We start from the raw sequence: 21,150 nt of genomic DNA, 5'->3' as shown, positions 1-21,150 counted from the left end.
AAGGAAACATCATGCACAACAGGCACCCGCCGTTCACAGCGCCGGCAACAGGGCATGACGGCAGAGTCAGGCTGGAGCTGGATAAGCAGGGAGTTGGCAGAAGGAAGCGAGAAGGAATTGACGACAAAGCCTTCCTAGAACAGCGAGCAAAGGTTAGCATTCATAGTGACGGCAGTTTTGAAGGTTTAGGGTGTGTTTTGGCGAATACAAACCTAAACGTTCTGACTGCCGTTTTCTATTGGTTCACGCTAAAGCGCGATGAACTTTTTTTTGCCTGGCGGAACGGCATTTTCGTACTAGGCTGGACGGTGGCTAACCCTACATTCCAGGAGACGGAGATGAAATTGAAGTGCGCAATTCTCGATGATTACCAGCAGGTGGCGCTCAAGATGGCGGACTGGTCGGCGCTGGCCGATCGGGTGGAGGTGTCCGCCATCAGCGCGCACTTTACCGATGAAACGGAGCTGGCGGTGCATCTGCAGGAGTGCGACATTCTGGTCATCATGCGCGAGCGCACGCCGATGACCGCCTCGCTGCTGGCGCGGCTGCCGAAGCTGAAGCTGCTGATCACCTCCGGCATGCGCAACGCTTCTATCGATTTGGCCGCCGCCGCCGAGCGCGGCGTCGTGGTGTGCGGCACCAGCAGCGGGTCGGCGGCGCCGATGGAGCTGACCTGGGCGCTGCTGCTCGGGTTGGCGAAGCATATCGTGCCGGAAAGCGTCGGGCTGCAAAACAACGGCCCGTGGCAGCGGGATCTCGGCGTTACCCTGCAGGGAAAAACGCTGGGGCTGCTGGGGCTGGGCAAGATCGGCGGCCAGATGGCCCGGGTGGCGCAGGCGTTCGGCATGCGGGTGTTGGCCTGGAGCCAGAACCTGACGGCGGAACGGGCGGCGCAGGAGGGGGCCCTGTTGGCGCCGTCCAAACGGGCGCTGTTCGAGCAGAGCGATTTTGTCTCTATCCATCTGGTGCTGAGCGATCGCAGCCGCGGGTTGGTGGGGCGCGACGAATTGACGGCGATGAAGCCCACCGCTTACCTGATCAACACCTCGCGTGCGGCGATCGTTGATCGGGCGGCATTGGTGGACGTGCTGCAACAGCGGAAGATTGCCGGCGCCGGGCTGGACGTGTTCGAGACGGAGCCGCTGCCGGCCGACGATGCGTTTCGTCAGCTGCCCAACGTGCTGGCGACGCCGCATGTGGGTTACGTGGCGGACGACAACTACCGCGCCTACTTCACCGAGGCGGTCGAGGACATTGCGGCATTCCTCGCCGGCCAACCGATCCGCCGGCTGGGCTGACGGCGTTTTTAATGCCCGCAGAGGCTTGTCTGGCGCGGGCATTCACCCGTATCATTGCGGGTCTTTTTTTAGCTGGGATTGGTCATGCGCGTATTATTGGCTCCGATGGAGGGCGTTCTCGATTCTTTGGTGCGTGAGTTGCTCACCGACGTGAACGACTACGATCTGTGCATCACCGAATTTTTACGCGTGGTCGATCAGCTGCTGCCGGCCAAATCGTTCTACCGGCTGTGCCCGGAGCTGCGCCACGCCAGCCGTACGCCGTCGGGCACGCTGGTGCGCGTACAGCTGCTGGGGCAGTACCCGCAGTGGCTGGCGGAGAACGCCGCGCGCGCGGTGGAATTGGGCTCTTACGGCGTCGATCTCAACTGCGGCTGCCCGTCCAAGCTGGTGAACGGCAGCGGCGGCGGGGCGACGCTGCTCAAAGATCCGGAGTTGATCTACCAGGGCGCCAAAGCGATGCGCGCGGCGGTGCCGGCCCATCTGCCGGTCACGGTGAAGGTGCGCCTGGGCTGGGACTCCTCCAGCCGCAGTTTTGAAATCGCCGATGCGGTGCAGCAGGCGGGCGCCAGCGAGCTGACGGTGCATGGCCGCACCAAAGAGGACGGCTACAAGGCGGATCGCATCAACTGGGCGGCGATCGGCGAGATCCGTCAACGGCTGAGCATCCCGGTGATCGCCAACGGCGAGATCTGGGATTACCAGAGCGCGCAGGATTGCCTGCAGGCGACCGGCTGTGACGCCATCATGCTGGGGCGCGGCGCGCTCAACGTGCCGAACCTGAGCCGGGTGGTGAAGTACAACGAACCGCGCATGCCCTGGCCGCAGGTGGTTGAGCTGCTGCAAAAATACGTCCATCTGGAAAAGCAGGGCGACACCGGCCTGTATCACGTGGCACGCATCAAACAGTGGCTGGGCTATTTGCGCAAAGAATATGACGAAGCCACCGAACTGTTTAGCGAAATACGCGCGCTGACGACATCGGGGGATATTGCGCGCGTCATCTGCCGTAGCTAAAAATAAACCCGCACGCGGCGGGTTTATTTAAATCGGTATTATCAGGCGGCTTTGTCGAGACGGTTCAATTCTATCTCGATATCCTGAATGGTTTTTTCCAGCCCTTCCAGGCAGGCACCCTGTTTATTCAATAGGTCGTTAATGGCTTCGGCGAACGCCTTATTTTTGCATTCCCCCTGATCGAAGGCCAGCCAGTGTGCGGAGAGCGTTTCGGTGTTCGACTGCGCATAGTGGCGCATTTCCTTCAGCTGGGAAGCGACGTTGCGTAAATTATCCATCTGCGCCTGTGCGTTTGCATTGTTGCTCATGAATTTCTCCTTGAGTTGGCCGTTAAATAATTTCGACTGCGGGATTAAGCTTACCTCATCTAAATAAAAATATCACCCTTGGTGGTCCAGGTGGTTATTTTTTAATGAATGCGGATATATTTATTTCTCGGCTGAACAAGGACTTGGAAGGAATTGTAAAAATAGATAAATACGGTTTTTTTTTGCGGTTATTTACGGCCATTCCATGCGGAATGACCGTTATTCTAACGCTTAAGAGTGATGCTTATTATGCCGCGTCCGCCAGCATAAACATGCCGTAGGGGTGAATTTCCAGATAATAATGTTCACCGACGTTGGGCTGCAGGCGGGTGGCGTTAACCTGCAGTAAAATCTGCTGCCCATGCCACGCCACCGTGACTTCATACTGCGGCCCCATGTAGGCGACATGCTGGATCACGCAGCGCTGGCTTTCCTCGCCGTGCTCGCTCAGCGTGATCGCTTCCGGCCGCACGCCCACCGTGCCGGCGCCTTCGGTGGCAAAGTGCGCGGGGCGCGGCAGGCGATAGCCGCTGATATCGACATAGTCCGCGCTGAAGCCGGCCGGGAACAGGTTGGCGTCCCCCATAAAGCTCGCCATAAAGCGCGACGCCGGCTGCCGATAGAGATCCTGCGGCGAGCCTATCTGCATGATGTGCCCCTTGTTCATCACCAGCACCGTGTCTGAGACCGCGAAAGCCTCGCTCTGATCGTGGGTGACGTACAGCGACGTGATATCAAACTGCTTTTGCAGCTCGCGGATCTTTTCGCGCATGCTGCGGCGCAGGTTGGCGTCGAGGTTGCTCAGCGGCTCGTCGAACAGCAGCACTTTCGGCTTGAGGATTAGCGCGCGCGCCAGCGCCACGCGCTGCTGTTGGCCGCCGGAGATCTGATCGACATAGCGATCGTCGAACCCCGCCAGATCCACCATCGCCAGCGCTTCCTGCACGCGCGCTTTCACTTCGGCGCGCGGAATGCCGAGCATCTTCAGCCCATAGCCGACGTTTTCCCCCAGCGACATATGCGGGAACAGGGCATAAGACTGAAACACCATGCAGATGTCACGCTGCTGGATGGAACGATGGGTAACGTCTTCACCATCAATGAATATCTGCCCGTCGCTCGGTTTCTCCAGCCCGGCGACCAGGCGCAAAATGGTGGTCTTGCCGCAGCCGGAAGGGCCGAGCAGCGTCACCATCTGCCCCCGAGGGATGGTGAGCGTGATGTTATCGATCACCGTGTTGCTGCCGAACCGTTTGGAGACGTTGCGCAGTTCAACGAAATTTTTCTGGCTCATCATGGGCTCCATTACGCCTGGTTTTTGGCTTTTGAACGGGAGATGCGTGCCTCGCCGATCAGCCAGTCAAAGAGGAAAATAATCGCCAGCATCACCACGATCAGAATTGAACCGTAGGCGATCGCCACCCCGTATTCGCCGTCTTCCACGCGGTTGAGGATGTAGGCGGTGGCCACGCGGGTATCGGGCGTCACCAGGAAAACGATGGCGCTGACGGTGGTGATGGCGCGCACGAAGCTGTAGATCAGCGCCGACAGGATCGCCGGGCGCAGCAGCGGCAGCAGGATGTGCGTAATGGTGCGCAGCGAGCCGGCGCGCAGGCTGAGCGAGGCTTCGTCCAGCGATTTGTCTATCTGGCCCAGCCCGGCGATCCCGGCGCGAATGCCCACCGGCACGTTGCGCATCACCATCGAGATAATCACGATGGCGGCCGTCCCGGTGAGGTACACCGGCGCGCTGTTGAAGGCGAGAATGTAAGAGACGCCCGCCACGGTGCCCGGCACCGCAAAGCACAGCATGGTGGTGAACTCGATGGTCTTTTTGCCCCTGAACTGCTGGCGCACCACGATCCAGGCGATCAGCAGGCCGAAGGCGGCGGTGATCGGCGCGGCGATCCCGGCGTACAGCAGCGTGTCGAGCAGCGAAGGCCACGCGCCGTCGCTCATGCCCTGGCCGAACAGCTTGATGAAGTTATCCAGCGTCAGCGTGTAATCCACCCCCCAGTTGACGGTGAAGCTGCCGTAGAAAATGCTGCCGTAGAGCAGGGCGTTAAAGGCTACCCACACCGCCAGCAACGCGATCACGCTCCACACCAGCGTGACCGGCAGCGGCTGTACGTCGCCGCGATAGGATTTGCCGGACACGGTGACGTAGGAACGCTTGCCGATCCACAGGTACTGGATGCAGAACACCAGCAGCGAGAACAGCAGCAGGAAGGCGCCGAGGGTGCTGGCGGCCTGATAGTCGAGCTGCGAGCCGGTGATGTAGAAATAGATTTGCGTCGCCAGCACGTCGAAGTTGCCGCCGAGCACCAGCGGGTTGCTGAAGTCGGCCAGCGATTGCACCACCACGATCAGAAACGCGTTGGCCAGCGCCGGTTTCAGCAGCGGCACGAACACGCCGTTAAAGGTTTGCCAACGGCTGGCGCGCAGGGTGTAGGAGGCCTCTTCCAGCGAAGGATGAATGGTCTTGATCGCGCCGTCGAGGATCATGAACGCCATCGGCGTGAACGCCAGCACCTGCGCCAGCCAGATGCCGGTAAAGCCGTACAGCCAGTTGGTGTTGGTCAGGCCGAACCAGGCCACCATCCACTCGGTGACGTAGCCGGAGCGCCCCATCATCAGCGTGACGCCCAGGCCGACGACGAACGGCGGCGTGACGATGGGCAGGATGGAGAAAATGCGGCCGATAATGGCGCTGCGTTTGGCGATGCGGGTGGTGTAAATCGCCAGCACCAGGCCGAAGAAGGTGCAGCCGGCACCCACTGTGATCGACAGAGCGATGGAGTTGAGGATCACCTGAACGATATGCGCCTGCGACAGCACGTTCATAAACGCCAGCGGCGCGAATGCCCCCGCCTGGTCGGTGAACATCGGGATGAAAATCGCGATGCTCGGCCAGACGATGAAGACGCCGATCAGCGCCACGATGGTGACCAGCGCACCGATAACGAAACGGTCGCCGCCCAGCCATTCGAGGCGGGTCAGCGCCAGCGTCATGATGGCGCCCAGCGCGGTCAACTGCACCAGGGTGGCGTAGCCTAAACCGCGCCCCGCCACCGTGGCGCTGACGACGATAAAGGCCATGCACAGCAGCGCCCAGCCGGCATCGAACGCGTGGCGCCGCCGCCGTTCACCGCCCGCCGGGGCGTAAGGGCGAAGCAGCAGCAGGCTCGGCAACAGGCACCATAGCCAGCTGACATTGCGGTGTGACCAGCCGTAGGCCGCGAGGATTTCATCGCCGGTGGACTCCAGCAGGCCGTAATCCAGGCTCCAGCTCGGCAGCAGGGCGAACGCCAGCCAGCCAAGCAAGACCCAAAGGAATATCGCATCTCGTTTTTTCACGAGATGGAGTGCATGTGTATGTGACATAATTTTCCCGGATGTTCAGGCCGGGTAAGGCGTGAGGCTTACCCGGCAACAGGCGCAGAATGTGGGCTTATTTACCCATCTTGACTTCGCTGACCCATTTATTGATCAGCGCCTTGCGGACCTCGGTCGAGCCGTATTTGTCCATGTCGTAGTTGATCAGCTTCAGGTCGTCGAGCTTCAGCGAGTTCGGCGAGGTAGCGGCGGTGGTGTTGGTCAGGATCTGATAGGACTTGCCTTTCTGCCATGCCAGTTCCTGCGCCTCTTTCGACAGCACCCAATCCACGAACAGCTTGGCGTTGTCGAGGTTGCGCGCGCCTTTGAGGATGCTGACGCCGCCGATTTCGTAGCCGGTGCCTTCACAAGGCGAGATCAGCTCAAGCGGCGCGCCCTGTTCTTTTTCGAGCGAGTAGTCATGCAGGAAGCCGATGCCGATCGCCGTTTCACCGCGGGCGGCGTTGCGCGCCGGGGCAATGCCGGACTTGGTATACTGCGAGACGTTGGCGTTCAACTGCTTGAGGTAATCGAAGGCCTGGTCGTCTCCCCACAGCTGGGCAAAGGTCGCCAGCGCAGTGTAGGCGGTGCCGGAGCTCTGCGGATCGGCGATTTGAATCTCGCCTTTGTATTCCGGTTTGGTCAGGTCTTTCCAGCACTGGGGCACCGGCAGGTTTTTCTCTTTGAGGCGCTGGGTATTGACGCCGAAGCCGAGAATGCCGACGTAGACCGCCGAGGAGTAGTTGCCTTTCAGCTTCGCCGGGTCGCGGAATTGTTGCATCACCTGTTCGAGGTTCGGCGATGTGTACGGCTGCAGCAGCCCCATTTCACCGGCCTGGGATTGCGGATCGAGCGTGCCGCCGTACCAGACGTCCGCCTGCGGGTTTTTCTTCTCGGCGTCCACTTTCGCCAGCGTGCTGCCGGAGCCGTTGCGGATGAACGAGGTTTTCACGTCATATTTCTCGCCGAAGGCTTTGGTCTCCGCTTCGCACATTTCATTGGTGGCGCTGCAGTAAACCACCAGGCGGCCCTTGGCGTGCGCGGCGCCGCTCAGCGTGGCCAGCGCGATGCCGGAAGCTATCAGGGTAGTGACCCACATTTTTTTCATTGTTTTATCCTTCTCTCGGTAGAGGTGGTGACGCTCGCCATCAGCAGCGGCATCAGCAATAAACCCATAAGAACGGCGGCGATCGACAGCAAACTGAACATGCCTGACCAGCCGTAGCCTTCGATGACCTGCGACAGCGGCCAGCCCGCCAGCGCTGCCCCCAGGTAGGCGAACAGGCCGAGAAAACCGGTGATGGAGCCCGCTGCGCCTTTGTGCCCGCATTCCACGGCGGCGAGGCCAATCAGCATCTGCGGGCCGAAGACAAAAAAGCCCACCGTAAAGAAACAGCCCGCCAGCAGCGCGTAGTGATGCACCGGCGCCAGCCACAGCGCGGCGACGGAAACCATCAGCCCGAGCGTGAACAGCAAAATCATCGGCGCTCGCTGCCCGCCGAACAGCACATCCGAACCCCAGCCGGCGAACAGCGCACCGAGCAGGCCGCCTATCTCGAACAGCATCACCGTGGCGTTGGCGCTGAGCAGGTTGACGCCGTGGCTTTCGGTCAGCCAGAGATTTCCCCAGTCGTTTAACGCGATGCGGATCAGGTAGACCAGCACGTAAGAGACGCCGAGCAGCCAGATCATCGGGTTCTTCAGCATCGTGGTGCGCAACATCTGCCACAGCCCCATCGGCGGGCTTTGCTGTTCCTGGCGCAGCTCCAGCGGATCGTGGCGCCACTGGCCGACCGACGGCAGGCCTTCTTCCTGCGGCGTGCCTGTCAGCTGCCGCGTGAGCCAGAGGCCCAACACCATGCTGACGGCGCCCGGGATCAGCATCGCCGCCTGCCAACCCCAGCGCTGGGCGGCGAAGGCGCTGATCAGCGGCACGATCGCGCCGCCGAGGTTGATCGACATATTCCAGCAGCCCCACCAGAAGCCGCGCTCGTTGCGCGAATACCAGTGGGTCAGCAGCCGCGCGCAGGGCGGCCAGCCCCAGCCCTGAAAGAAGCCGTTCAGCGCCCAGACCGCCAGCAGCAGCGTCAGCGATTCGCCGAAGGCGAACGCCACGTTCAGCAAGCCGGTGGCGAACAGGCCGATCCCCATAAACCTGCGCTGCCCGTGGCCGTCGTGCCACAGCCCGGCGGCGAATTTCGACAGGCCGTAGCTCAGGTAAAACAGCGAGCCGAGCAGGCCGATGTCCCCTTTATCCAGGCCCAAATCCGTTTGCAGCGCCGGCAGCACGTAATTCACGCTTTTGCGCGTCAGGTAAAAGGCGGCGTACCCGATGACCATGTACAGCAGCAGTCGCGGGCGCAGCGCGCGGTAACGATGATCGATTTCAGATGCCGAGCGTGCCTGCATAGCCGCCTCCCTGGTGGTGACTATAAGAAGGTGAAAGGGAAAGGGGATGAGATAAAGTCCGCAGTGGCTAAGACTTTTTCTTAGTTAGTCGGCGGTTTGTTGCAAATTTGTGGGCAGGTTAACAATTACCCGCGTGCCGCAATGCGTTTCCAGCGTCAGCTCGCCGCCCAGCGCGCTGACCCGCTCGCGCATCCCCTGAATGCCGAGGCCGGGCACCTTGTCCGCACGGATGCCGATGCCGTTGTCCCGCACCTCGAGGTGCAAAAGCGGCCCCTGTTGATACAAGACGATGGCGACTTCGCTGGCCTCGGCGTGTTTGCACACGTTGTTGAGCAGCTCTTGCAGCAGGCGGTAGAGGGTGAAGCGCACCGTTTCGCCGGCGGGCGTGTCGCTCAGCCGGTAATCGAAACGGCAGTGGATGCCCCGTTCGGCAAAGGCGAATTCGCTCAGCAGGTGGTGAAGCGCCTCTTTGAACGCCAGTTCGTCCAGCGCGGGCGGCCGAAGCTGGCGCAGCAGCTGGCGCGTGGAGTGATGAATGCGCCGGGCGAGCTCGCCTATCTGGTGCGCGGCGGCCTGGGTTTGCGCCGGATCGTGCGCCCGTTTGACCAGCTGCGACTGGATTTGAATCGCGGTGATGTTCTGGCCGATTTCATCGTGCAGCTCGCGCGCCAGGTTTTTCCGCGTGTCTTCTTCGGTGTGGATCAGTTTTTCGGTCAGCGCCCGCCGCGCCGCCAGCTCTTCTTCCAGGCGACGCTGATAGTGGTGCAGGTTTTGCGCCAGGTGCTGCTGGCGGCTGATGGCGATACCCAGGCCGATGCCGAGCAGCGCCTGCGTCGCCAGAAAGATTTCCAGCTCGACCAAGTTGCCGAACCCCACGCCGACCTGCCGGGCGAGGGTGATCATCATGCTGCCGAGCAGGCCGGACAGCACGCCACCCTGCCAGCCGAACTTCCACGCCATCACCACGTTCGGCAGAAACACCACGATCAGCAGCAGGCGCTCGATTTCCGGCGACAGCACCATCTGCGTACCGATGCCGATAACGAAAAACAGGCTGCACCAGATGATTAAGGACGCGCGCAGCGGCGGGTTGGGGGTGTCCAGCCCCAGCAGGTGGTAACGGTGCTGCTGGCGCAGAAATTCAAAGATCAGATAGACGAACGGGGTCAGCAAGACGCCGCCGGTAAACGACGCCAGGCCAAGCAGCATCGCCGGGCTTGGCACAAACGGCGAAAGCAGGGCGGTGTTGAGCAGCGAGGCGGCGGTCACCGCAGCCAGCAGCAGCGTCAGCCGCTGCCAGTAGAGCGGAAAACGGTGCCAAAGTCGTTGCGCGACCGCAGCCGGAAACAGGGTGATAAACGGCGCGGCCAGCAGGCCGTAGCCGCTCAGCAGACGTTCGCCGTGCAGCCATAACAGCAGCAGGATCGGCGGCACGATCAAGGCGGGCCAATAGCGACGCGCCAGCAGGATCAGCAGCGCGAGATAGACGCCGTGCGGCAGAAACAGCGCCGCCTGGTTGCCGTTGCGGGTCAGATAGAAACCGAGCGTCCACAGCATCAGCCAGCCGCTGCCCCAGGCCAACAGGATAAACAGCGAGATAACCCAGGGCCGGAAGCGGGGCGACATCAATGCCCCGCCAGCAGCTGATGATCGAGGGCGAAATGCACCAGCTCGATGGTGCTGTTGCACTGCAGCTTGCCCAGGACGTTGGCGCGATGCACGTGCACCGTTTTATGGCTGAGATCGAGCTTGAAAGCGATCTCCTTTACGCTGTCACCTTTGACCAGCAGATCGAAGATTTCACGCTCGCGCGGGGTCAGCACTTCCAGCGCCGTGGCCGGCCGCTCGCCGCCGCGCAGCGCCCGCAGCGCGTCGGCGCACAGGTAATGGCCGCCCATATCGACGGAACGCACCGCCTGCACCAGCTCTTCCGGCCCGCAGCGTTTGGTCAGATAGCCGCTGGCGCCGGCGTCCAGCGCGCTCTGCACGAAGGTGGGGGAGTCATAGATGCTGAGGATGATCGCGCGGAACTGCGGCTTCTGCGCCCGCAGGCGTTTCAACAGGCTGAGGCCGTTTTCATCCGGCATGGCGATGTCCATCACCGCGACGTTGACGTCGCCGCGCAGCAATGCCGGCCAAGCCGCCGCCGCGCTGCTGTATTGCCCCACCACGTCGAGATCGTCCTCGAGGTTGAGCAACTGCGCAAACCCGGAGCGCACCACCACATGGTCATCCACCAGTATCACACGGATCATTTTTCGCACTCTGTTGCCGAATCATGGCCCTATGATGCCTGCCGCCGCGGTGCTGGCAATCAGCCAAGCGCGGTTATGCAATCGGTGTAACAGAATCGTAATAAAAGGGCGCCGCCGGCGCCGTCAACGATCCAAATCGATGGCGAAATGTTGCCACAGCGCGGCGCGGCGTTCCTCTTCCGAATGCAACGTCGTTTCGTGGCGCTGGTGATCTTCGGTTACGATCAGCTTCATGTCGCTGAGGGTCACCCGGCCGTGGTCCGTTGGCCGTGAACACACCAGGCGCTGGGTGAAATGCGACTGCGGCGAGGTGCTGTGGAAGCGGCACATCTCGTCGAACTCATGCAACTCGCGCGGTTGAACGGTAAAGCGATACAGGGTTTTGGCATGCGAGCGTTGGTCGCCGTTGCGGCGCTCCAGCAGGTAATACTCGCCTTCCTGTTCCAGGTGGAAGGTGCCGCTGGCCTGCGGTTGCGGCTCGGCGACGACGATCTTTAGCGGCGTCAGGAAGGAATCGCCGAAACCGACGTCCACCAGCCATGCTTGGTCTTCCAGATCCACCCGCAGCGCCAGATGGTCGTAGGGCGGGCCGAAATGGCCGTCGCGCGCGCGGATCTCGCCGGAGATGAAGCTCACCCTGAAACCGATCTCGCGCAGCAGCAGAGCAAACAGCGTGTTCAGCTCATAACAGAAACCGCCGCGGTTGCGCTCGACCACCTTGCTAAACAGCGCCTCCGGCGCCAGCCGGATGCCCTGATGATAAATAATGCTCAGGTTCTCAAACGGGACGCTCAGCATGTGGCGATGGTGCAGCTGTTGCAACGTGGGGAGGTCAGGGCGGGCGGCGCCGGTAAAGCCGATATGCTGCAGGTAGCGTTGGGTATCCACAGGGTGTCTCGCATGAGAAAAAGTAGGCATAAAATAGCGGGCTTTGCGGCGTTTGTGAGCGCATTACGTGCTGCTCTGTTGCTGCTGCCGCAAACTGTCACTGGTCGGCGCTAGCCTGTTCCCCTGAGTTCAACGTTGCAGGAGAACGGCTATGCAAGATTTCAAACATCGGGTGGCGCTGGTGACCGGCGCTTCCACCGGCATCGGCGAAGCGATCGCCGCCGAGCTGTTTCGGCGCGGCGCCACGGTGGTGATGACCGGCCGCCACGCCGCGCCTCTCGCCGCAGCCGCCGCGCGGCTCGATCCCGAGGGCCGACGGGTGATGACGTTGCGGATGGACGTGCGCGATGCGCCGTCGGTGCAGCAGGGCATTGAAGAGACGGTGCGGCGCTGCGGCGCGCTGCATCTGCTGGTCAACAACGCCGGGATCACCGGCCCGCACGAGGTGAACATCGATCGGTATGCGGTCGAAGACTGGCAAGAGGTGATCGCCACCTGCCTGAGCGGCACGTTTTTCGGCATGAAGTACGGCCTGCCGGCGATCGTCGCCGGCGGCGGCGGGGCGGTAGTGAACCTCTCTTCTGCCAACGGCGTGGTGGGCATTGCCGGGATTGCGCCTTATACCGCCGCCAAGCATGGCGTGTTGGGCCTGACGCGCTCGGCGGCGCTGGAGTTCGCCACGCGCGGCGTGCGCATCAACGCCGTCGGGCCGGGCTATGTGGATACGCCGGCGATGGGGGCGCTGCCGGCGTCAGCGCGGGCGCAGATGGCCGCTTCGCACCCGCTGGGGAGAATGGCGACGCGAGAAGAGGTGGCGAAAACGGTGGCTTTCCTGCTCTCGGACGACAGCAGTTTCACCACCGGCGCGTTTTACAGCATCGACGGCGGTTATACCGCGCGCTGAGCCAGCGCCTGCAGCCAACTGAGAAACGCCGCTGCGCCGGGTTTTTCCAGCGTGCGCGGTGGGTAAACTACGTAGTAGGGTTTGCTGAGCGGCAGCGCCGGTTCGGCCAGGGTGACCAGCTGGCCTTCCGCCAGTTCACGGGCGATCAGCCGCCGCTGACCGAGCAGCACCCCGCGCCCTTGCACGGCGGCGTCGATAGCCAACGAAGTCAGGTTATAGGTCAGCCCGCGCCGCGCCGGCGGCGACCGATCGGCGGCGGTGAACCACTCGTGCCAGCCCGGCAGAAACTGGCTCTCCTTGCCCCAATCGACATGGATCAGCGGCAGCTGCGTCCAGTCGCCGCGATCGCGCAGCGCCGGGCTGCACACCGGCTGCACCCGATCCTGAAACAGTTGCATCTTTTCCAGCAGCGGATAGTCCTGATCGCCGAAGCACAGGGCGAAGTCTGCCGCCGAATGGGCGAAATCGACCGCCGCATGGGTAGCGTGCAGCCGCAGATCGCCGTCGGGGCACTGCGCCAGCCAGTCGCCCAGCGCCGGGTTCAGCCACTTGGAGGCTAACGCCGGCAGGGCGAACACCGTCAGCGCCTGTTTGCCGCGCTGGCGCTCGACGTGCTGCTGCGCCACGCGCAGCGTTTCGAACGCCTCCTGCACGTAGGCCAGGTAGTCCGCGCCCTGTTCGGTCAGCGTGACGCCGCTTTTGGCGCGGATGAACAGCGTGATCCCCAGGTGTTGCTCCAGCTGGCGGATCTGCTGGCTGACGGCGGCGGCGGTCAGCGCCAGCGTATCCGCCGCGCGGGCCAGGCTGCCGGTGCGGGCGGCGGTTTCGAACGCCAGAATGGCGCTCAGCTTGGGCAAGCGCGCGCGGGACGGTGAGTGCATGGGCAGGGCTATCGCTAAGAATTGGTTAGCTTATCCATAACGTATTTTTGTTATGGCGGCAATGCGCCATTCGCTACAGTGAGAGGCATCCGGCTATCGCACACGAGGGGAACGTCATGCCGCAACTTGCCGATATTATCGATCTGTCCGCCCATCCCATCGACGACGCCGAGTTCCGCACCCGTTGCCGGCAAACGCTGGAGCGCAGCGGTGCGTTAGTACTGCCGGGATTTCTGCGCGCCGCCGCGCTGGCGACGGTGCGGTTGGAAGGCGCCGAACAGCACCACGCGGCGTTTTATGCCACCAGCAAACACAACGTGTATCTGCGGCCGCAGGACGACGCGCTGCCGGCCGATCACGCGCGCAACCGGCTGGTGGTGTCGTCCAAAGGCTGCATTACCGACGAAGATATTCCGCCGCAGTCGCCGCTGCGTGCGCTGTACGATGCTCCGGCGTTTCGTGCGTTCCTCTGCGCGGTGCTGGATGAGGCGCAGCTGTATCCCTACGCCGATCGGCTGTCGTCGATCAACCTGCATTACGCCCACACCGGCCAGGAGCTGGGCTGGCACTTCGACAATTCGTCGTTCGCCATCACTCTGCTGATCCAGAAACCGGCGGCGGGCGGGCGTTTCGAGTACGTGGAGAACCTGCGCGACGCCGATCGCGGCGAGATGAACTATGCCGGGGTCACGCAGGTGCTGGACGGGGAGCGGGTGGCCAAACGGCTGGCGATGGAGGAGGGGGATTTGGTGCTGTTTCGCGGGCGCAACGCCATGCACCGGGTGACGCCGACCGAAGGCGACATCACGCGCATGCTGGTGGTGCTGGCCTACAATGCGCAGCCGGACGTGATGCTGTCTGAAAGCGCCAGAATGACGTTCTACGGCCGGTTATAGCGGATAAAAAAACCGCCCCGGAGGGCGGTTTGTCGAATCAGTGCGGGTTTTGTTCTTCGTGAGCCTGCTGTTCCAATTTCACTTCCTGCGCGCGCTTGCGCAGGCCGAACCAGCCCAGCGTCAGCAGCACCGCCAGCACCGGGATGGTGGCGATGGTCCAGGTGCCGTTCGGGTAGTCGAACGCCATCATCACCACCACGATCAGCAGGAACGCCAGCGTCAGCCAGGAGGTGAACGGCGCGCCCGGCATTCTGAACGAGACCGGCTGCGCGCGGCCTTCGTGCACGGCTTTGCGCAGGCGCATCTGGCAAACGATGATAAATGCCCAGGAGGCGATGATGCCGAGCGAAGCGATGTTCAACACGATCTCGAATACCTGCGACGGCACCAGATAGTTGAGCACCACGCCGATCACGTAGATGCCGCAGGTGACCAGGATGCCGGCGTAAGGCACCTGCTGGCTGCTCATTTTGGCCATCAGCTTCGGCGCGGAGCCGCCCATCGCCAGCGAGCGCAGGATGCGGCCGGTAGAGTAGAGGCCAGAGTTGAGGCTGGACAGCGCGGCGGTCAACACCACGATGTTCATGATGGTGCCGATATAAGGCACGCCCAGCTTGCTGAAGAAGGTGACGAACGGGCTTTGGCCGGCCTGATAGGCGTTCCACGGCAGCAGCAGCACCAACAGCACCACGGAGCCGACGTAGAACAGGCCGATACGCCAGATCACGCTGTTGATCGCTTTGGGCATCATTTTGGCCGGATCTTTACACTCGCCGGCGGCGGTGCCGATAAGCTCGATGCCGGCGAAGGCGAAGATCACCCCTTGCACCAGCACCAGCGCCGGCAGCAGGCCGTGCGGGAACATGCCGCCGTTTTCGGTGATCAGGTGCATGCCGGTGGTGTGGCCGGCGACCGGGGTGCCGGTGCCGAGGAACACCACGCCGACAATCAGGAACAGCGCGATGGCGGCGACCTTGATCAGCGCGAACCAGAATTCCATTTCGGCGAACCATTTCACGCCGATCATGTTCATGGTGGCGACGATGCCGAGCGCGCCGAGGGCGAACAGCCACTGCGGCACGTCGGCGAAGGTACCCCAGTAGTGCATGTACAGCGCTACCGCGGTGATGTCGACGATGCCGGTCATCGCCCAGTTGAGGAAATACATCCAGCCGGCGACGTAAGAGGCTTTCTCACCGAGAAATTCGCGGGCATAAGAAACGAAGCTGCCGCTGGAAGGGCGATGCAGCACCAGTTCGCCCAGCGCGCGCAGGATGAAGAAAGAGAAGATCCCGCACACCAGATAGACCAGCGCCAGCGCCGGCCCGGCCAGTTCGAGGCGGCCGCCGGTACCGAGGAACAAGCCGGTGCCGATCGAACCGCCGATGGCGATCATTTGGATCTGCCGGTTACCCATGCTTTTGTGATAACCGGATTCATGGGAGTCTAGCCAGCGTCGTCTGGCGGCGTGTTTATCGTCCGCCGACTTTTTTTGTGAGTGCATTATCCGTCCTGTTTACCTGTCTATGATGAACTCCGCCCTGAGCGGCAGGGCAAACGATTGCCATCAGCAATCGTAATGAGAATGAGGTCGTAGCATCATTCCGCTGTTTATTGTGTATACAGCTGCCGTTAAATAACGGCGTGGCATGCTACCGTTTCCCGATAAATGTGGCAAAAAAACCTGTGCGCAAAGCGTGAGCAATTGTGTGTATTTTTTAAACTGAAAACAAAAGCGCATATTATTCAGTAAGATGAGTCTCATTATCAACACGGAAATATCGAACGATAAAAGTGATTGAAATCACAGAATAATAATTACCGTGCAAACTAAAGGGATTTGAAGGTTATTTCGCGTCGGGGTAAAGGCGGGCGGAAAATAAAGCGATGGCGCCTGCGCGGCGATGGGCGTGCGCAGGCGAATCGGACGAGGGGGTTTTTAGGCGGATTCACCGGCCGGCAGAGCCGAAGCCGGCAGGCCGAACAGCTTGTCGAACGCCCAGTTAAACAGGAAGGTGTAGCAAGGAATGATGATGATCAGCGCCATGTCCAGCAGCAGCGCCTGCCACAGCGTGATGCCCATCCACCAGGCGATCAGCGGGATCAGATACACTACCAGCGTCAGCTGAAAGCCCACTGCGTGCAAAATGCGGCGCTTGAGGGTGCGGGTGCGCGACGCCTGGCGGCTTTCCCACCACTCGAACAGGTAGTTGTAAATGAAGTTCCAGCTGACCGCGAGGGTGGTGATCACCACCGCCAGCGGCCCGGTGCTGCTCGGCGCGTGGCCCGACAGCAGCGCCAGCCCCAGCGCCGAGATCGTCATGCCGATAAGTTCATAAGCGGTGACATACACCAGTTTGCGTTTGACGCCTTGCATTGTTTTCTCCCGATCTGTTTTTAGTTGCCTCTGTGGCGGCGGCGGCTAAGATAGCGTCAATCACATTGATAGAAAAAGTCAGGAGCTGTCAGTTTTACTGACAGGTTAAACGATGAACTTTTCCAGCGACAATATCGAACTGTTTCTGGCGGTGCTCGATCGCGGTTCGTTTTCCGCCGCCGCCCGCGCGCTGCGGCGCGTACCGTCCGCCGTCAGCATGGGTATCGCCAACATGGAGGCGGAACTCGGTTTCGCATTGTTCGATCGCTCGCACCGCGAACCGACGCCGACCGCGCTGGCGTTGGCCCTGGCGCCGCACGCCCGCCTGATCGCCGGGCAGCTCAAGCAGCTGCAGGTGCACGCCATCGAACTTTCACAGGGGCTGGAAAGCACGCTTTCGATCGGCGTGGCGTCTGACATCAACGGCGCCGGCCTGCTGGTGGCGGTGAAAACGCTGTCGCAACGTTATCCGCTGCTGAACATCGAAGTGCTCAGCGCGCCGCAGGACGACGTGCTGCATATGCTGCATCAGGGGCGCATTGGCGTCTGCCTCGCGTTCGGCGGGCTGAACATCAACAGCGCGGAGCAGTTCCACTCCGTCGGCGCGGAGTCGCTGGTGGCGATGGTATCGCCGCAGCATCCGGCGCTGGAGGGCGCGGCGGGCGAGCTGTTTCTCGAGGATCTGATCAACGTGCGGCAGATCATGGTGGCCAGCCGCGATCTGCCGATCGGCGATCTGCGCCCGCAGGTGGCGGAGGCCTACTGGCGCACCGACAGCCTGCCGATGGCGCTGAACATGGTGGAAGCGGGCCTGGGGTGGGGCAATTTCCCGCTGTCGCTGGCCGAGCCGCTGCTGGCGCAGGGGCGGCTGATGCGGCTGAAATTCAAAAACACCAAGAACGAGCTGCGCTTGCCGATGCATCTGATCTGGCTGAAGAGCCGCCCGCTGGACAAGGCGGCGCGCGAGCTGGTCGAGCTGATGCGCGCGGCGCCGCAGGAAAGCTGACGCCAGGCGCGCTGGCTTATTCCGCGTGGCGTTTGCGCCACCAGAAGCGCACCAGCAGGATGGCGGCGATCGCCAGCGCAACAAACAGCAGGCTGGAGAGTTTTTTATTGAAGCCGGTAAAGAAGCTTTCGATCGCCTGGCCGCCAAAATAGCCGAGCATGACGAAGATCGTCGCCCAGAGAATGGCGCCGAGGATGTTGAGCGGCACAAAGCGCGACGGCGGCAGCCGGCTGGCGCCGATCAGCACCGGGCCGATGATGCGGAAGCCGTACATAAAGCGCACCCCGATAACGAACAGCATCGGGTGGCGGGCGATCAGCCTTCTGGCGCGCGCGATGCGCTTTTCCTGCCCTTTGAGCCGCGAGATGACCCGGCCTTCGAACCGGCGGCCGATGAAGTACAGCAGCAGATCCCCCAGCGTGCCGCCGAGCGCCACCACGGCTATCACCCACGGCCAGTGCAGCAGCCCTTCGTGGGCGGCGATACCGCCCAGCAGCGTGATGGTTTCTCCCTCAGCCAGGCAGCCGATAAACAACGCCCAGTAGCCGTAGTCCGTAATGTAGTGGGCCAAATCGGTCATTCCTTACTCCTTATGTGACTGACGCATAAGGGCAAGTATACGCGCGATCGCTAGCTTTGGGCGATCTGGGCCACCAAGGCTCTGCGCCGCGCCAGACTTTCCGCCATTTGTGCCTGCACCTTGGCGTAAATGTGCGGCGGGGCCAGTTCCGGTGTGCCGCCCGTGAACGGCGGAGCCGGGGCGTACTCCAGATAGAGTTGGATCGTTTGGGCGGTGTCTTCGCCGTGCAGTTCGGCGATCAGCGCCAGCGCAAAGTCGATGCCGGCGGTGACGCCGCCGCCGCTGATCACGTTGCCGTCGCGCTCTACGCGTGCAGCGCTGGGTATGGCGCCGAACAGCTTCAGGCTGTCGCGCATCGACCAGTGGCAGGCGGCGCGTTTGCCCGGCAGCAAGCCGGCGGCGGCCAGGATCAGCGAACCGGTGCACACCGAGGTCAGGTAGCGGGCATCGGCGCCCAGCCGTCGGATTTGCCGCATGAACGCTTCATCCTGCAGCGCTTGGGTGCAGCCGCTGCCGCCCGGCACGCACAGCACGTCGCAGCGCGCGATCTCCGGCAGCGGGCGCAGCTGGGTGAAGTGCAGGCCTTCCGATTCGACATCCGCGCCGTCTACCGAAGCGACGATGATTTCCGCGCCCGGCATGTGGCGCAGAAACTGCAGTGGGCCGGTGAAGTCGAGTTGGGTGACGCCTTGATAGATGGGAAATACAATCACGAGTGGTTCAGACATGACATTCGCCTCATTTTTATCGTTGGACCTGGGCCATAATAGCCGCCCTGTTTTTGGCTGATATGACAGATAACCCTCAAAAAGCGCCATCATGAAAACGATCGGTTTTGTGGTTTTTCCCGGTTTCAACCTGCTGGACTTTGCCGGCCCGCTGGCGGCGTTCGATAACGTCAGCCAATTTACCGACCCGCCGGCCTACCGCTGCGTGGCGATCTCGCCGCAGGGCGGGATGGTCGCCAGCTCGGCGGGGGTGGAGATCGCCACGCAGCCGTGCGGCGACGAGCGTTTCGATACGCTGGTGGTGGCCGGCGGCAGCGGCAACGTGATGGCGGCGCAGTCGCCGGCGCTGGTGGCGTTTCTGACGAGCCACAGCCGGCGAGCGCGGCGCATCGCCAGCGTGTGCACCGGCGCGTTTATTCTGGCGGCCTGCGGTTTGCTGGACGGCAAGCGTGCCACCACCCACTGGTATCATGCGGCGCGGCTGCAGCAGAGTTATCCGCGCATCCGCGTCGACAGCAACCGTATCTTCATTCGCGACGGCGATATCTGGACCTCGGCCGGCATCAGCGCCGGTATCGATCTGGCGCTGGCGTTGATAGAAGACGACCTTGGCGCCACGATGGCGGCGGGCGTGGCGCGGCAGCTGGTGGTCTACCACCGGCGCCCCGGCGGGCAGTCGCAGTACTCGCTGCTGCTGGCGTTGAACCCGTCGTCGGATCGCATGCGCGCCGCGCTGTCGTTCGCGCGCGAGCACTTGCACCTGCCGCTGTCGGTGGCGGATCTGGCCGACGCTGCCTGCCTGAGCGAGCGCCAGTTCGGTCGGCTGTTCCGCGCCGAAACCGGGCAGACGCCGGCCAAGGTGATCGAACAGCTGCGGGTGGAGGCGGCCAGGGGGCGCATCGAAGAGAGCACCGAGCCGCTGGAGGCGATCGCCCGTTCGGTGGGATTCAGCGATCCGGAGCGCATGAGGCGGGCGTTTATCCGGGTATTTGGCCTGTCGCCGCAGGCGATCCGCCGGCTCGGCCGCGCGGGGTAACTTTTTTGCCACGCCTGGCGGCGGGGCACACCAGAGGAGCAACGGATGTATCAGGATTTCGAGAGCGAATTGAACTGGGCGATGCGCCATATGCCGCGCACCCGGGCGGCGGTGGCGGCGTTGCCGGACCTGCACGGGGTGCGGCTGGCGTGCAATATGCACCTGGATCTGAAAATGGCGCCGCTGGTAGCCGGTTTGCTGGACAAGGGCGCGGCGATCTTTCTGACCACCTGCAATCCCACCACGGTGCAGAACGACGTGGTGGCCTGGCTGGAACGACGGGGCGCGCAGGCTTACGCCTGGCGTGACATGAGCGCCGGCGAGTGGTCGGAATCTTTCGACCGCGCGTTGGCCTGGCAGCCGACTCACCTGTGCGAAATGGGGGCGGATTTGACCACCCGCTTGCACCAATCGCCGAACGGCCCGCAGATCGTCGCCGGGCTGGAAGCCACCGGATCGGGCATCAGCCGTTTGAACGGCGTGGCGCCGCGCTACCCGATCTTCAACTGGGACGATCTGCCGGTGAAAGAGGGGCTGCACAATCGGCATATGGTTGGGCTGACCGCCTGGCACACCTTCTTCCAGACCACCCATCTGACGCTGCACGAAAAGCGCGTGCTGGTGATCGGCTACGGCCTGGTCGGGCAGGGGACGGCGGCGGCGGCCAGGGCTTACGGCGGCCAGGTGATGGTGGCGGAAATCGATCCGGCGCGTGCGCTGCAGGCGCGTTATGACGGCTGGCAGGTGGTGGATCTGGCGAGCGCCGTCGCGCAGGCGGACGTGATCGCTACCGCGACCGGCGCGAAAAACGTGCTCTCGGCGCAGCATCTGCAACAGGCGCAGGACGGCGTGTTTATCCTCAACGTCGGCCACGTGGCGGAAGAGATCGACGTCGGCTTCCTCAAGGGCCTGTCGCACCACGAGCCGATGCCTTATGTGAACGCTTACCAACTCAATGAGAAGACGGTCTATTTGCTGGCCAACGGTTCGATGTTCAACCTGACCGCCGGCTACGGCGACAGCCTCAACGCCTTCGACGTGACGCTGGCGGTGATGGCGGCCGGCATCGGCCATATCGTCGGCGTGGGGGCGCGGCAAACGCCGGGGCTGTACCTGCTGCCGCAGTCGGCCTGGCAGCCGGCGCTGTAACTTTTTCTACGCGGGCGTTCATCCCAGAGCGCCCGCGGGCTGC

The 21,150-nt window shown here is 62.5% G+C and carries 20 protein-coding genes; 7 read left to right on the top strand and 13 right to left on the bottom strand.

The annotated features are described in order from the left end of the window. Positions 1 to 338: 338 nt before the first annotated feature. Both HMPREF3138_RS02605 and dusC read left to right on the top strand, forming a co-directional pair. Complete coding sequence (locus HMPREF3138_RS02605) at positions 339 to 1,298, top strand: D-2-hydroxyacid dehydrogenase family protein (protein WP_038879836.1); 960 nt, start codon at positions 339 to 341, stop codon at positions 1,296 to 1,298. Positions 1,299 to 1,382: 84 nt separating this feature from the next. Further along, positions 1,383 to 2,315, top strand: coding sequence for a tRNA dihydrouridine(16) synthase DusC (dusC, locus tag HMPREF3138_RS02600; protein WP_038879839.1), 933 nt, complete (start codon positions 1,383 to 1,385; stop codon positions 2,313 to 2,315). Between the two features lie 41 nt (positions 2,316 to 2,356). Here the strand turns inward: dusC and HMPREF3138_RS02595 are convergent, their stop codons facing one another. From HMPREF3138_RS02595 to HMPREF3138_RS02560, 8 genes are all read right to left on the bottom strand, one after another. After that, the gene (locus tag HMPREF3138_RS02595; protein ID WP_038879842.1) at positions 2,357 to 2,623 is read right to left on the bottom strand and encodes a hypothetical protein; all 267 of its coding nucleotides are present in this window, start codon (positions 2,621 to 2,623) and stop codon (positions 2,357 to 2,359) included. 247 nt (positions 2,624 to 2,870) lie between these two features. Then, positions 2,871 to 3,917: a ferric ABC transporter ATP-binding protein gene (gene fbpC, locus HMPREF3138_RS02590; protein ID WP_038879845.1), complete on the bottom strand. Its 1,047-nt coding sequence runs from the start codon at positions 3,915 to 3,917 to the stop codon at positions 2,871 to 2,873. An 11-nt stretch (positions 3,918 to 3,928) separates the two neighbouring features. Then, positions 3,929 to 6,007, bottom strand: a complete 2,079-nt coding sequence (locus HMPREF3138_RS02585) for an ABC transporter permease (protein WP_038879848.1) — start codon at positions 6,005 to 6,007, stop codon at positions 3,929 to 3,931. A 67-nt stretch (positions 6,008 to 6,074) separates the two neighbouring features. After that, positions 6,075 to 7,106 (bottom strand): ABC transporter substrate-binding protein, encoded by a 1,032-nt coding sequence (locus HMPREF3138_RS02580; RefSeq protein ID WP_038879851.1) that lies wholly within the window; start codon positions 7,104 to 7,106, stop codon positions 6,075 to 6,077. After that, on the bottom strand, positions 7,103 to 8,431 hold the full coding sequence (uhpC, locus tag HMPREF3138_RS02575; protein ID WP_223294851.1) for an MFS transporter family glucose-6-phosphate receptor UhpC: 1,329 nt from the start codon (positions 8,429 to 8,431) through the stop codon (positions 7,103 to 7,105). The genes HMPREF3138_RS02580 and uhpC overlap by 4 nt, the downstream gene beginning before the upstream one ends. Positions 8,432 to 8,491: 60 nt before the next feature. After that, complete coding sequence (locus tag HMPREF3138_RS02570) at positions 8,492 to 10,033, bottom strand: MASE1 domain-containing sensor histidine kinase (RefSeq protein ID WP_038879857.1); 1,542 nt, start codon at positions 10,031 to 10,033, stop codon at positions 8,492 to 8,494. Next, positions 10,033 to 10,662, bottom strand: coding sequence for a response regulator transcription factor (locus tag HMPREF3138_RS02565; protein WP_038879860.1), 630 nt, complete (start codon positions 10,660 to 10,662; stop codon positions 10,033 to 10,035). The genes HMPREF3138_RS02570 and HMPREF3138_RS02565 overlap by 1 nt, the downstream gene beginning before the upstream one ends. A 123-nt stretch (positions 10,663 to 10,785) precedes the next feature. Then, a complete protein-coding gene (locus tag HMPREF3138_RS02560; protein ID WP_038879863.1) occupies positions 10,786 to 11,550 on the bottom strand; it encodes an arylamine N-acetyltransferase family protein in 765 nt (254 codons plus the stop codon). 151 nt (positions 11,551 to 11,701) lie between these two features. Here HMPREF3138_RS02560 and HMPREF3138_RS02555 point away from each other — a divergent pair, with 151 nt between their 5' ends. Continuing rightward, the gene (locus HMPREF3138_RS02555; RefSeq protein ID WP_038879866.1) at positions 11,702 to 12,454 is read left to right on the top strand and encodes an SDR family NAD(P)-dependent oxidoreductase; all 753 of its coding nucleotides are present in this window, start codon (positions 11,702 to 11,704) and stop codon (positions 12,452 to 12,454) included. Here the strand turns inward: HMPREF3138_RS02555 and HMPREF3138_RS02550 are convergent. Then, entirely contained in the window at positions 12,439 to 13,335 is an 897-nt protein-coding gene (locus HMPREF3138_RS02550) for a LysR substrate-binding domain-containing protein (protein ID WP_038879869.1), read from the bottom strand. The two genes, HMPREF3138_RS02555 and HMPREF3138_RS02550, sit on opposite strands and share 16 nt — an antisense overlap. A 116-nt stretch (positions 13,336 to 13,451) precedes the next feature. Between HMPREF3138_RS02550 and HMPREF3138_RS02545 the strand changes: the two genes are divergently transcribed. Then, positions 13,452 to 14,231, top strand: a complete 780-nt coding sequence (locus HMPREF3138_RS02545) for a HalD/BesD family halogenase (protein WP_038879872.1) — start codon at positions 13,452 to 13,454, stop codon at positions 14,229 to 14,231. A 37-nt stretch (positions 14,232 to 14,268) separates the two neighbouring features. Here the strand turns inward: HMPREF3138_RS02545 and ansP are convergent, their stop codons facing one another. Together ansP and HMPREF3138_RS02535 are read right to left on the bottom strand one after the other, a co-directional pair. After that, positions 14,269 to 15,735, bottom strand: a complete 1,467-nt coding sequence (ansP, locus tag HMPREF3138_RS02540) for an L-asparagine permease (RefSeq protein ID WP_038879875.1) — start codon at positions 15,733 to 15,735, stop codon at positions 14,269 to 14,271. A 435-nt stretch (positions 15,736 to 16,170) separates the two neighbouring features. Then, complete coding sequence (locus HMPREF3138_RS02535) at positions 16,171 to 16,608, bottom strand: PACE efflux transporter (RefSeq protein ID WP_038879879.1); 438 nt, start codon at positions 16,606 to 16,608, stop codon at positions 16,171 to 16,173. A 112-nt stretch (positions 16,609 to 16,720) separates the two neighbouring features. Here HMPREF3138_RS02535 and HMPREF3138_RS02530 point away from each other — a divergent pair, with 112 nt between their 5' ends. After that, the gene (locus HMPREF3138_RS02530; protein ID WP_038879882.1) at positions 16,721 to 17,614 is read left to right on the top strand and encodes a LysR family transcriptional regulator; all 894 of its coding nucleotides are present in this window, start codon (positions 16,721 to 16,723) and stop codon (positions 17,612 to 17,614) included. A 16-nt stretch (positions 17,615 to 17,630) separates the two neighbouring features. Here HMPREF3138_RS02530 and HMPREF3138_RS02525 read toward each other — a convergent pair whose 3' ends face one another. Beyond that, positions 17,631 to 18,194, bottom strand: coding sequence for a DedA family protein (locus tag HMPREF3138_RS02525; protein ID WP_038879885.1), 564 nt, complete (start codon positions 18,192 to 18,194; stop codon positions 17,631 to 17,633). Positions 18,195 to 18,244: 50 nt separating this feature from the next. Beyond that, positions 18,245 to 18,922, bottom strand: coding sequence for a DJ-1/PfpI family protein (locus HMPREF3138_RS02520; RefSeq protein ID WP_038879888.1), 678 nt, complete (start codon positions 18,920 to 18,922; stop codon positions 18,245 to 18,247). Between the two features lie 91 nt (positions 18,923 to 19,013). Here HMPREF3138_RS02520 and HMPREF3138_RS02515 point away from each other — a divergent pair, with 91 nt between their 5' ends. Both HMPREF3138_RS02515 and HMPREF3138_RS02510 read left to right on the top strand, forming a co-directional pair. Continuing rightward, complete coding sequence (locus tag HMPREF3138_RS02515) at positions 19,014 to 19,958, top strand: GlxA family transcriptional regulator (protein ID WP_038879891.1); 945 nt, start codon at positions 19,014 to 19,016, stop codon at positions 19,956 to 19,958. A gap of 45 nt (positions 19,959 to 20,003) precedes the next feature. Continuing rightward, positions 20,004 to 21,107, top strand: a complete 1,104-nt coding sequence (locus HMPREF3138_RS02510; protein WP_038879894.1) for an adenosylhomocysteinase — start codon at positions 20,004 to 20,006, stop codon at positions 21,105 to 21,107. The last annotated feature ends 43 nt before the right edge of the window (positions 21,108 to 21,150 follow it).

The organism is Serratia sp. HMSC15F11 (genome assembly GCF_001808215.1).
Lineage (GTDB): Bacteria > Pseudomonadota > Gammaproteobacteria > Enterobacterales > Enterobacteriaceae > Serratia > Serratia nevei.
Note: the sequence above shows the minus strand (reverse complement) of the source record. Positions and strands in the feature narration are given on the sequence as shown.

Excerpts from the sequence above, each read along its gene's own strand:
- dusC (WP_038879839.1), top strand. The coding sequence starts at position 1,383 with ATGCGCGTATTATTGGCTCCGATGGAGGGCGTTCTCGATTCTTTGGTG.
- HMPREF3138_RS02580 (WP_038879851.1), bottom strand. The coding sequence starts at position 7,106 with ATGAAAAAAATGTGGGTCACTACCCTGATAGCTTCCGGCATCGCGCTG.
- HMPREF3138_RS02585 (WP_038879848.1), bottom strand. The coding sequence starts at position 6,007 with ATGTCACATACACATGCACTCCATCTCGTGAAAAAACGAGATGCGATA.
- fbpC (WP_038879845.1), bottom strand. The coding sequence starts at position 3,917 with ATGAGCCAGAAAAATTTCGTTGAACTGCGCAACGTCTCCAAACGGTTC.
- HMPREF3138_RS02545 (WP_038879872.1), top strand. The coding sequence starts at position 13,452 with ATGCCGCAACTTGCCGATATTATCGATCTGTCCGCCCATCCCATCGAC.
- HMPREF3138_RS02515 (WP_038879891.1), top strand. The coding sequence starts at position 19,014 with ATGAAAACGATCGGTTTTGTGGTTTTTCCCGGTTTCAACCTGCTGGAC.
- HMPREF3138_RS02550 (WP_038879869.1), bottom strand. The coding sequence starts at position 13,335 with ATGCACTCACCGTCCCGCGCGCGCTTGCCCAAGCTGAGCGCCATTCTG.
- HMPREF3138_RS02565 (WP_038879860.1), bottom strand. The coding sequence starts at position 10,662 with ATGATCCGTGTGATACTGGTGGATGACCATGTGGTGGTGCGCTCCGGG.
- HMPREF3138_RS02595 (WP_038879842.1), bottom strand. The coding sequence starts at position 2,623 with ATGAGCAACAATGCAAACGCACAGGCGCAGATGGATAATTTACGCAAC.
- HMPREF3138_RS02510 (WP_038879894.1), top strand. The coding sequence starts at position 20,004 with ATGTATCAGGATTTCGAGAGCGAATTGAACTGGGCGATGCGCCATATG.
- HMPREF3138_RS02570 (WP_038879857.1), bottom strand. The coding sequence starts at position 10,033 with ATGTCGCCCCGCTTCCGGCCCTGGGTTATCTCGCTGTTTATCCTGTTG.
- HMPREF3138_RS02530 (WP_038879882.1), top strand. The coding sequence starts at position 16,721 with ATGAACTTTTCCAGCGACAATATCGAACTGTTTCTGGCGGTGCTCGAT.
- HMPREF3138_RS02555 (WP_038879866.1), top strand. The coding sequence starts at position 11,702 with ATGCAAGATTTCAAACATCGGGTGGCGCTGGTGACCGGCGCTTCCACC.
- HMPREF3138_RS02525 (WP_038879885.1), bottom strand. The coding sequence starts at position 18,194 with ATGACCGATTTGGCCCACTACATTACGGACTACGGCTACTGGGCGTTG.
- HMPREF3138_RS02535 (WP_038879879.1), bottom strand. The coding sequence starts at position 16,608 with ATGCAAGGCGTCAAACGCAAACTGGTGTATGTCACCGCTTATGAACTT.
- HMPREF3138_RS02520 (WP_038879888.1), bottom strand. The coding sequence starts at position 18,922 with ATGTCTGAACCACTCGTGATTGTATTTCCCATCTATCAAGGCGTCACC.
- ansP (WP_038879875.1), bottom strand. The coding sequence starts at position 15,735 with ATGCACTCACAAAAAAAGTCGGCGGACGATAAACACGCCGCCAGACGA.
- HMPREF3138_RS02605 (WP_038879836.1), top strand. The coding sequence starts at position 339 with ATGAAATTGAAGTGCGCAATTCTCGATGATTACCAGCAGGTGGCGCTC.